At 35.6% G+C, this 9310-nt stretch carries 8 protein-coding genes and 1 riboswitch; of the genes, 5 read left to right on the top strand and 3 right to left on the bottom strand.

The features are described from left to right. Positions 1 to 279: 279 nt before the first annotated feature. The 3 genes from TX86_RS23100 to TX86_RS23090 form a co-directional block, all read right to left on the bottom strand. Positions 280 to 756, bottom strand: a complete 477-nt coding sequence (locus TX86_RS23100) for a flavodoxin domain-containing protein (protein ID WP_042352545.1) — start codon at positions 754 to 756, stop codon at positions 280 to 282. 140 nt (positions 757 to 896) lie between these two features. Continuing rightward, positions 897 to 1940 carry a ribonucleotide-diphosphate reductase subunit beta gene (locus TX86_RS23095; RefSeq protein ID WP_042352544.1) on the bottom strand — a complete coding sequence of 348 codons (1044 nt, stop codon included), beginning with the start codon at positions 1938 to 1940 and terminating at the stop codon, positions 897 to 899. Positions 1941 to 1987: 47 nt separating this feature from the next. Beyond that, positions 1988 to 4234, bottom strand: a complete 2247-nt coding sequence (locus TX86_RS23090; RefSeq protein WP_042352542.1) for a ribonucleoside-diphosphate reductase subunit alpha — start codon at positions 4232 to 4234, stop codon at positions 1988 to 1990. A gap of 152 nt (positions 4235 to 4386) precedes the next feature. After that, positions 4387 to 4588: riboswitch (cobalamin riboswitch) on the bottom strand. 280 nt (positions 4589 to 4868) lie between these two features. Here TX86_RS23090 and TX86_RS23085 point away from each other — a divergent pair. The 5 genes from TX86_RS23085 to TX86_RS23065 are packed head-to-tail and all read left to right on the top strand — an operon-like array spanning position 4869 to position 9219. Then, positions 4869 to 5411, top strand: coding sequence for a helix-turn-helix domain-containing protein (locus tag TX86_RS23085; RefSeq protein WP_042352540.1), 543 nt, complete (start codon positions 4869 to 4871; stop codon positions 5409 to 5411). 42 nt (positions 5412 to 5453) lie between these two features. Further along, positions 5454 to 6560, top strand: coding sequence for an ABC transporter ATP-binding protein (locus tag TX86_RS23080; protein WP_042352539.1), 1107 nt, complete (start codon positions 5454 to 5456; stop codon positions 6558 to 6560). Then, a complete protein-coding gene (locus TX86_RS23075) occupies positions 6550 to 7362 on the top strand; it encodes an ABC transporter permease (RefSeq protein ID WP_042352538.1) in 813 nt (270 codons plus the stop codon). Before TX86_RS23080 ends, TX86_RS23075 begins: the two co-directional genes overlap by 11 nt. Next, the gene (locus tag TX86_RS23070; protein WP_042352536.1) at positions 7349 to 8152 is read left to right on the top strand and encodes an ABC transporter permease; all 804 of its coding nucleotides are present in this window, start codon (positions 7349 to 7351) and stop codon (positions 8150 to 8152) included. Before TX86_RS23075 ends, TX86_RS23070 begins: the two co-directional genes overlap by 14 nt. Continuing rightward, on the top strand, positions 8149 to 9219 hold the full coding sequence (locus TX86_RS23065; protein WP_042352534.1) for an ABC transporter substrate-binding protein: 1071 nt from the start codon (positions 8149 to 8151) through the stop codon (positions 9217 to 9219). The genes TX86_RS23070 and TX86_RS23065 overlap by 4 nt, the downstream gene beginning before the upstream one ends. Positions 9220 to 9310 lie beyond the last annotated feature (91 nt).

Genomic DNA, 9310 nt, shown 5'->3' with positions numbered 1-9310 from the left:
TAAGCTGATGGGTTTTTCTTATGATGTCTAACCTTACACCTGCTATTCTTGGAAGTAAGCCAATCTGTTTTGATTGGGAGTAAATCAAGGAGCATAAACATTAATCAAAAAAGACCGGTAACGGGTTTTTCTTATTGGCGCCCAGCGACTAGTAGATTTCGCCCATCTCCCTACGATAAGTCAACACGAAAAAGGCTATCCCCTCTTCGTGTTGACTTTATCTCAGTCGAAGTGCTCCAATCTATACGTCGCAAAACGGGTGCTTGCACTTTTCTTAAGTTAATGTATATATTTCGCTAGTTCATCAATGTTGTTTAATAATAGGTGAGGCTTTGGATTTTCTTGTGCCACAGTTGACTTCATAACTATCTTTGTTACGAAACGATCAAAGCCCTTTAAGTTATTCGGGTCTAATTCGCCACCGAAGCATTGCTTAGTTACAGCGTGGTATAGTAAGTCTTCAGGAAAGTTAGCTATAAAATGTTGTTCAGCCTGATTTTGAAATCCACAGCAAATGAAAAGAGCGATTTGTTTATGTAACAATAAATGAAGATTTTCTGATAGGAAATTTTCCATAGGCTTTAGTATTTTTCCAAAGCGAATACAACTTCCGATGACAATTGTTTCATAATCATCAATATCAATAGATTGGGATGCAACATTTACAACATTAGTTGTATGCAGTTTTTCAGCAAGCATATTCGCGCATTTTTCGGTCGTTCCATTCTTTGTTGAATAGACTATTAAGGTACTCATGGTTTGCGAACCTCTTTCTATTTGTTTTGTTACTATACGTAATAGACATATATAATGCTTACGAAACATTTGATTATGAATGTTTAATGAATAAAAAAAGCCAAACGATTATTTGTTAAATTGTTTGGCTCTTCAATTTATTATAATTCATCAAAACCGTTATCAATTGTATTTACTTTCGTATATTGTCGTGATTTTTGTTCGAAGAAATCAGATTTACCGAGGTCAACTTCCTCATAGGCTTTAATCCAGCGTAGCGGATTAGTACGATAGCCTTCAAAAGGTCTTTCAAAGCCAAGTTGATTGCAGCGTACATTTGCATAGAATTTGATATATGCTTCAAGATCACTGATTAAAATGCCGTCTACTTTATCACCGATAATATAGCGTGCCCAGTCAATTTCAAGTTCAGCAGCTTTTACAAATGTTTGTTGAACGAAGTCAGCTAGTTCTTGTGTATTAGCTTCGGGATTTTCATTTAATACCTCTTTGAAAATCTTAACGAATAAGTCTACATGAATTTGCTCATCGCGATTGATATAGTTAATCATTGTGCTAGTCGCAACCATCTTTTGATTACGTGCCAGATAATAGAAGAAAGCGAAACCAGAGTAGAAGAATAAGCCTTCGAGAATGACGTCATATACAATACTCTTTAATAAGTTTTCAACTGTTGGTTTTTCAGTAAAGTCACGATAACCGTTTGTAATAAAGTCATTACGTACTTCGAGAATTGGTTCAGTACGCCAAAATTCAAATACTTCATCTTGTTTTTCTTTTTGTACAAGACTTGATAGAACATAAGAATATGAATGGTTATGAATAACCTCTTGTTGAGCAAGTATAATCATCAGAGCAGAAAGACTTGAATCTGTTAAATAATCAGCAACTTTGCCTGCATAATCGGTTTGAATACTATCTAGTAGAGCCAATAAGCCAATAATTTTTAGGAAGGCTTCCTGCTCCGTTTTAGTCAGTTCAGGAAACTGCTTTTTATCTTGAGACATATTAATTTCAAAAGGTGTCCAGAAGTTGCCGAGCATTTTTTTGTATTTTGGGTAAGCCCATTTGAATCGTACATCATCCCAGTTAAGTATGTTGGAACAAGTGCCGTTTACGATGGCTGTTGCTCGATTTGGTGCTGTTTTGTTCATTATGGTTCTTGGTGACACAGGGATTGTCATAGTTAAGTCTCCTTTATTATTTAATAGTTTGCTTAATGTTGTTCTTATTAGCTTGAACAAGACTCACATTCTTCTATTTCAGACGAGGTTGAACGGACATAATAGGTCGTTTTTAAGCCACTTTCCCATGCTTCTAAGTGGTAGTTTAATAGTTCGATAGCTTTAATTGTGTTTTGAATATATAAATTAAATGAAATGGCTTGGTCAACGTGCTTTTGTCGTTTGGCATTTTGTTTAATACTCCAAGATTGATCAATTGTATTGGCAGCTTTGTAGAACCAAGTCGTTTTGGCGTTTAAATCTGGTGCTGTTACTGGAATACGATAATCTTTCTTTTCCTCCGAGTATTGTTTTTTATAGATTGGGTCGATACTAGGCGTGCTTCCTGCAATAAGAGCAGTCGAAGCATTTGGTGCAACCGCTAGTAAATAGCCGTTTCTAATCCCGTAATTAGCTACTTCTGCTTGTAACGATGACCAATCAAGCTCAGAGTTAGAATTGTTGTATTCTCTTTTCTCAAAATAAGCACCTGTTTGCCATTCAGAGCCAATAAAGCCTGGATAATGTCCTTTTTCTTTAGCAAGATTCATACTTTCACTAATCGTATAGTAAGCAATTTTTTCATATACTTGATCGGCATAGTTTACTGCTTCGTCGCTTTCCCACTTGATTTGTTGTAAGGCGAGAAGGTGATGCCATCCGAATGTACCAAGTCCTACTGATCTATATTTCTTGTTAGTTGTAGCTCCTTGAAGAACGGGAATAGTATTTAAATCAATGACGTTATCAAGCATACGTAGTTGAATAGCAATCAATCTTTCTAATACATCATCACTTATAGCTTTAGCGAGATTAATCGAGGATAGGTTGCATACAACAAAATCTCCAGGTACTTTTTCTGTTACGATACGTCCGTCTTTTATATATTCTTCAATGCGAAGGGTAGCACTTTGATTCTGTGTAATTTCCGTACATAAGTTACTACAATAAATCATGCCTAGATGAGAGTTTGGATTTTTACGGTTTACTTCATCTCTATAAAACATAAATGGCGTACCAGTTTCTAATTGGCTTCGCATGATGCTTTTCATAATATCAATGGCAGCTACTTTTTCTTTTGAAAGGAATGGTTGGTTAACACATTCTTCATATTTACTACGAAATGCACCTTTTCCTTTTTCCTCATCGTAAAAATCTTCAAGAGAGTATCCCATTACTTGACGTACTTCATGTGGATCGAATAAATACCAGTCGCCTCGTGCATCTACTTGTTCCATGAAATAGTCAGGAATACATACGCCAGTAAATAAATCATGCGTACGCATACGCTCATCACCGTTATTAAGCTTGGCATCTAGAAAAGCGAAGATGTCTTTGTGCCATATGTCTAAATAAGCGCTAATGGCTCCTTGACGTTGTCCGAGCTGATCGACACTCACAGCTGTATTGTTTAATTGCTTCATCCAAGGAATGACACCTGAAGAAGCGCCTTTAAATCCTTTAATATCACTTCCATGGCAACGGATTTTACCTAAATAAACGCCTATACCACCACCGTTTTTCGAAAGGGTAGCAATATCTGTATTACTGTCGTAGATTGATTCTAAGCTATCGTCTACTGTTTCGATAAAGCAACTAGAAAGCTGTCCCCATGTTTTGCCGGCATTTGATAGTGTTGGTGTAGCAGTTGTCATGTACAGATTACTCATTGCCCAATATGCTTCTTGTATAAAATGCAAACGTTTTTCTTTTGTCTCATCTTTCATTAGCGTCATTGCAATAATCATAAATCTTTCCTGAGGTAATTCAAAAAGGTGACCTTGATGACTTCTTGCTAAATAGCGGTCGGCTAGCATTTTAATACCGATATAATTGAATAAATTATCTTGTTCCGGCTTGATGAAGGAACCAATGGTCTCTATCTCTTGTTGGGTATAGCTTTCTAAAAGGTTTTTATGATAAATATTTTTTTCTGTTAGTATGGTAATAAGCTCATATAGAGAGCCATACCGTTGTTCTATGTTATAGTTTCGATTGCTACTTGCTTCTTTGTATAACGTTTGCATGTACAAACGTGCGGCAGCGTAGCTCCATTCAGGTTCTTCTACCGAAACGAAGGATAGGCACTCTAAAATAACTTGTTGGTAGATGTTGTGCTCGTCATTATAATGGTTAACTAAATGCTCCAGCTTTTCTTCAAGTAGATGCATCGGAAGTTTAGGGAATGCTATACGGAGTTGCTGTAGTTCATTGTAAATGGTTTTGTATGTTTCATTTTTTTCTAATTCAATCATGTTAATTGAGCTCCTTTTCTATTCAATCTTTAGTAAAAAGGAGAGCATAAAAAAATCCGCTACTTATAGGAGCGGATTTAAAACGACATACGAAAATAAAAGGAAATGTCCTTTTTAATAAGTCGTTTCAACTCTCAATCCCCGAAGAAAGAAACTAATAATTAAAGGTGGCAGGTCTCCTGGCTATGCTTCATCCTACGTGAATGCCTTCCCATATAAGAAGATGAATTAGCATCTTCGTTATATAGTGGTTTCATTCTTTCGTCTGCAATTACAGTTGCGGGAACAGCTCCGGATTTTCACCGAATTCCCTATTAAGTCCTAACAAAGGACACCACAGTTAAACACAATATATAGTTTGTTGCTTTTGTTTTAATACTAAATGTTGTGTTTAATACTATCACATCCATTCATTTTTCACAAACATAAAACATCTTTATATTTTCAAAGAAGTCCTCACATAATAAGAAATATTATTGTAATAAAAAGTCCAAAAAAATTAATACTTTTCTATTGCAGTTTTTGATGAATCTTGTATAATATCTAGTGGTAAAAGTAAACTCTGAGTAATGTATTACTAAACAATAGTTACTCCAAGTTTACTAACTTTAAACACGATTGAGGTTATACAATCATGCAAATTGGCAGGAAAATTAAAAATTTACGATTGAAAAAAGGTCTTACGCAAGAAGAATTAGGAGAGCGTACAGATTTAAGTAAAGGTTATATTTCACAGTTAGAGCGTGATTTAAGCTCACCTTCTATAGAAACGTTTTTCAATATAATTGAAGTTTTAGGCTGTTCACCGAAAGAGTTCTTTAATGAGGAAGATCATGTTCAAAAAGTAGTTTATGGTGAAGAGGATCAGACAAATTATGAAGATGAAGAGCGTGGCTATCATATTCAATGGCTTGTGCCAGAGTCCAATGAGAAAGAAATGGAGCCGATTATTCTTACTTTTGAAGAGAAGGGTGAGTTCAAAGTGTTTGAGCCATCTCTTTCTGAAACATTCGGTTATGTGTTAGAAGGAAAAATAAAAGTTCGTTTAGGAAAAAGAGAATACTATGCTAAGGCAGGAGAAGCGATTTACTTTGGGGCTTCAGATGAGCACCAAATTGTAAACGATTTTGCGGGGAAATCGCAAATGGTACTTGTAGCAACAGATTCTTATCTATAGAAATACCTGCACCAATGGGGAATAAGAATAAAGGAGACCGACATGACAGAACAAACTATCATTCGCTTTGAAGGAGTTACAAAGCAATATGACAATGACCCTCCCGTTTTAAATAGCGTAAGCTTTGAAATTGAAAGAGGGAAATTCTATACATTACTTGGACCATCTGGTTGTGGTAAAACCACGATTTTACGTTTGATTGCAGGATTTACAAGTCCATCACAAGGTGACATTTATATTAATGGTAAGTTGGTAAACAATATTCCAGCTAATAAGCGCCAAGTAAATACGGTATTTCAAGACTATGCATTATTTCCTCATTTAAATGTGTATGAAAATGTTGCATTTGGCTTACGTATTAAGAAAATGAACAACAGCCAAATTGACCAAAAGGTTAAAGAAGCTCTTCGTTTCGTAAACTTAGCTGGTTATGAAAATCGAGAAATTAGTGAGATGTCTGGTGGACAACGCCAACGTGTTGCAATTGCGAGAGCGATTGTCAATGAACCGGAAGTTATTTTATTAGATGAACCACTATCTGCCCTAGACCTGAAGCTTCGTACGGAAATGCAATATGAGCTTCGTGAATTACAGCGTCGACTAGGTATTACCTTTATTTTTGTTACGCATGACCAAGAAGAGGCGCTAGCAATGAGTGATGAAATCTTCGTTCTTAATGGTGGAAACATTGAACAAAGTGGAACGCCATTAGATATTTATGACGAACCTATTAACCGTTTTGTTGCGGATTTCATCGGTGAATCTAATATTGTTGAAGGACGTATGATTGAAGACTATTTAGTAGAGTTTACTGGAAAGCGTTTTGAATGCGTCGATGGGGGATTAAGTCCGAATAAAGCAATTGAAATCGTGATTCGTCCTGAAGACTTAGAGATTACAACACCTGAACAAGGTAAGATTCAAGTGAAAGTAGACACTCAATTATTCCGTGGTGTACATTATGAAATTTCTTGTTATGACAGTGATGGTAATGAGTGGCTTGTTCATTCAACGAAGAAAGCAACAGTAGGTGAAGAAATCGGCTTATATTTTGATCCAGAAGCTATTCACGTAATGGCTCCAGGTGAAACAGAAGAAGAATTCGATGCGCGTATTGAGGCATACGAAGAGGCAGACCATGAAGAGTAATCGAATTTTATATGCGATTCCATATTACGCATGGATGTTGTTGTTTGTTATTGCGCCGATTGTTTTAGTACTGTATTTTTCTTTTATTGATATCGAAGGCGGCTTTACATTAGCTAATTATCAGAAATTCTTCACACCTGTTTATTTGAAAATGACGTTTAGTTCGTTTTGGTATGCTTTTTTAATTACAGGATTCGCATTATTAGTATCCTATCCAACAGCGTACTTATTAACGAAAACAAAGCATAAACAATTGTGGTTGCTGCTTATTATTTTGCCATCATGGATTAATCTTTTATTAAAGGCATATGCTTTCATGGGTATTTTCGGAACGTACGGACCGATTAATGCTTTTCTAGAGGTCATCGGAATTGGAAATACACAAATTTTGTTTACGGACTTTAGTTTTGTATTTGTTTCTGTATACATCTTTATTCCGTTTATGATTTTACCGATTTTCAATGCGTTAGAGAAATTAAATCCTTCGCTTGTCTATGCATCGCTTGATTTGGGTGCTTCTGGCTGGACGACTTTCAAACGAGTAGTCTTTCCATTAACGCTTGATGGAGTAAAAGCAGGTTGCCAAGCTGTATTCATCCCAGCGCTATCGCTATTCATGATTACAAGATTGATTGCAGGTAATCGTGTCATTACACTTGGTACAGCTATTGAACAACATTTCCTTGTAACGCAAGACTGGGGAATGGGTGCGACAATCGCTGTATTCTTAATAATTATTATGTTTGCTATTATGATTCTTACAGGTAATCGGAAGCGAGGGATGAAAATTGAAAAGAAATAGTAAGATCTCTACTATTTATTTGGCAATTGTATTTATCATTTTATACGCGCCGATTTTCTATCTAATGTTTTATTCCTTTAACAGCGGTGGCAGTATGTCAGGCTTTGAAGGATTTACACTTGATTATTATAAAGAAGTACTACAAGATACTAGACTGTTAATCATCGTATTGAATACATTAGTTATTGCGCTTTTATCAGCGGCAATTTCAACGATTATTGGAGTGCTAGGGGCGCTCTCAATTATGTATTTAAAGAATATCAAAATGAAGAATACGATGTTATCACTAAATAACGTCTTAATTGTTAGTCCAGACGTTATTATCGGAGCTTCATTCCTAATTCTTTTCACAATGATTGGCATTAAGCTTGGTTTTACATCTGTATTGCTTTCACATATCGCTTTCAGTATTCCGATTGTTGTAATCATGGTGCTGCCAAAGCTACAAGAAATGAGCCCGACGTTAATTGATGCGGCGCTTGATTTAGGAGCAAATAAGTGGGATGTTTTATCGAAAGTTGTTATTCCATTTATTACACCAGGGATTTTTGCTGGATTCTTTATGGCATTAACATATTCTTTAGATGATTTTGCGGTTACATTCTTCGTAACGGGGAACGGATTCTCAACGCTGTCTGTTGAAATTTACTCGTTAGCAAGAAGAGGTATTTCGCTCCAAATCAATGCCTTATCAACACTTATTTTCTTATTCACTATCGTATTAGTAATCGGTTATTACTTCATTAATCAACGCAATAGCCGAGCGAAAGGAGCGGGAGTAAGAAAATGAATTCATTAACAAAAGTATTTATTCTCGTTTTTGCCGTTTCATTTGGCCTTCTATTTTGGATAGGCCGCTTAAATGCCTCAGAAGGATATTCTGGTGGCAATACAATTACGGTATATAACTGGGGAGATTATATCGAACCAAAACTGATTAAGAAGTTTGAAAAAGAAACAGGCTATAAAGTCATTTATCAAACGTTTGATTCAAATGAAGCAATGCTAACAAAGATTGAGCAAGGTGGAACAACTTTTGATATTGCTGTTCCTTCAGAATATGCAATTTCAAAAATGAAGGAAGAGAATTTATTGCTTCCAATCGATCATAGTAAGCTTCCGAATTTGAAGTATATTGATAAGCGTTTTCTAGACTTACCATTTGATCCGAAGAATAAGTATTCGATTCCATATTTCTGGGGAACAGTAGGTATTGTTTATAACCCTGATAAGGTCGATGGAAAGATTACAAGTTGGAATGATCTGTGGGATAAAAACTTACGCAATGATATCTTGCTAGTTGATGGAGCTCGTGAAGTAATGGGCTTCGGTCTAAATAGTTTAGGGTATTCTTTAAATGATGTAGACAAGAAGCATTTAAGAGAAGCGAAAGAAAAACTAGATACATTAACACCAAATGTAAAAGCAATTGTTGGTGATGAAATTAAAATGTTAATGGCCAATGAAGAAGCGGCAGTAGGTGTTGTATGGTCTGGTGATGCTTCTGAAATTATGTACGAAAATGAAAAGCTAGATTATGTTGTACCAAAAGAAGGCTCTAACTTATGGTTTGATAATATTGTTATTCCGAAAACAGCGAAGAATTTAGAAGGTGCGCATGCGTTTATTAATTTCATGCTTGATCCAAAAAACGCTGCTGAAAACACGGATTATGTTGGATACTCTACACCAAACGTTGGGGCATTAAAGTATTTAGGTAAGGAAGTATCAGAAGATGAGCGCTTCTATCCTAGCCCTGAACTAACGGAAAAATTAGAGGTATATAGGAACTTAGGTAAGCGTAACTTAGCTTATTATAATGAGTTGTTCTTAGAGTTTAAAATGCATAGTAAATAATCAAAAGCTTCAATGGATGAAATATTCATTGAAGCTTTTTTGTTGAAATGGGAATTTGTTTGGAAAAAATTTAAAGTTTCTATCTTAAATA

This window comes from Bacillus massiliigorillae (genome assembly GCF_000380245.2).
In the GTDB taxonomy this organism is placed as follows: Bacteria; Bacillota; Bacilli; order Bacillales; family DSM-1321; genus Bacillus_AD; species Bacillus_AD massiliigorillae.
Note: the sequence above shows the minus strand (reverse complement) of the source record. Positions and strands in the feature narration are given on the sequence as shown.

Bases quoted from the DNA above. Each gene is read 5' to 3' on its own strand.
- TX86_RS23100 (WP_042352545.1), bottom strand. From the start codon at position 756: ATGAGTACCTTAATAGTCTATTCAACAAAGAATGGAACGACCGAAAAA.
- TX86_RS23095 (WP_042352544.1), bottom strand. From the start codon at position 1,940: ATGACAATCCCTGTGTCACCAAGAACCATAATGAACAAAACAGCACCA.
- TX86_RS23090 (WP_042352542.1), bottom strand. From the start codon at position 4,234: ATGATTGAATTAGAAAAAAATGAAACATACAAAACCATTTACAATGAA.
- TX86_RS23085 (WP_042352540.1), top strand. From the start codon at position 4,869: ATGCAAATTGGCAGGAAAATTAAAAATTTACGATTGAAAAAAGGTCTT.
- TX86_RS23080 (WP_042352539.1), top strand. From the start codon at position 5,454: ATGACAGAACAAACTATCATTCGCTTTGAAGGAGTTACAAAGCAATAT.
- TX86_RS23075 (WP_042352538.1), top strand. From the start codon at position 6,550: ATGAAGAGTAATCGAATTTTATATGCGATTCCATATTACGCATGGATG.
- TX86_RS23065 (WP_042352534.1), top strand. From the start codon at position 8,149: ATGAATTCATTAACAAAAGTATTTATTCTCGTTTTTGCCGTTTCATTT.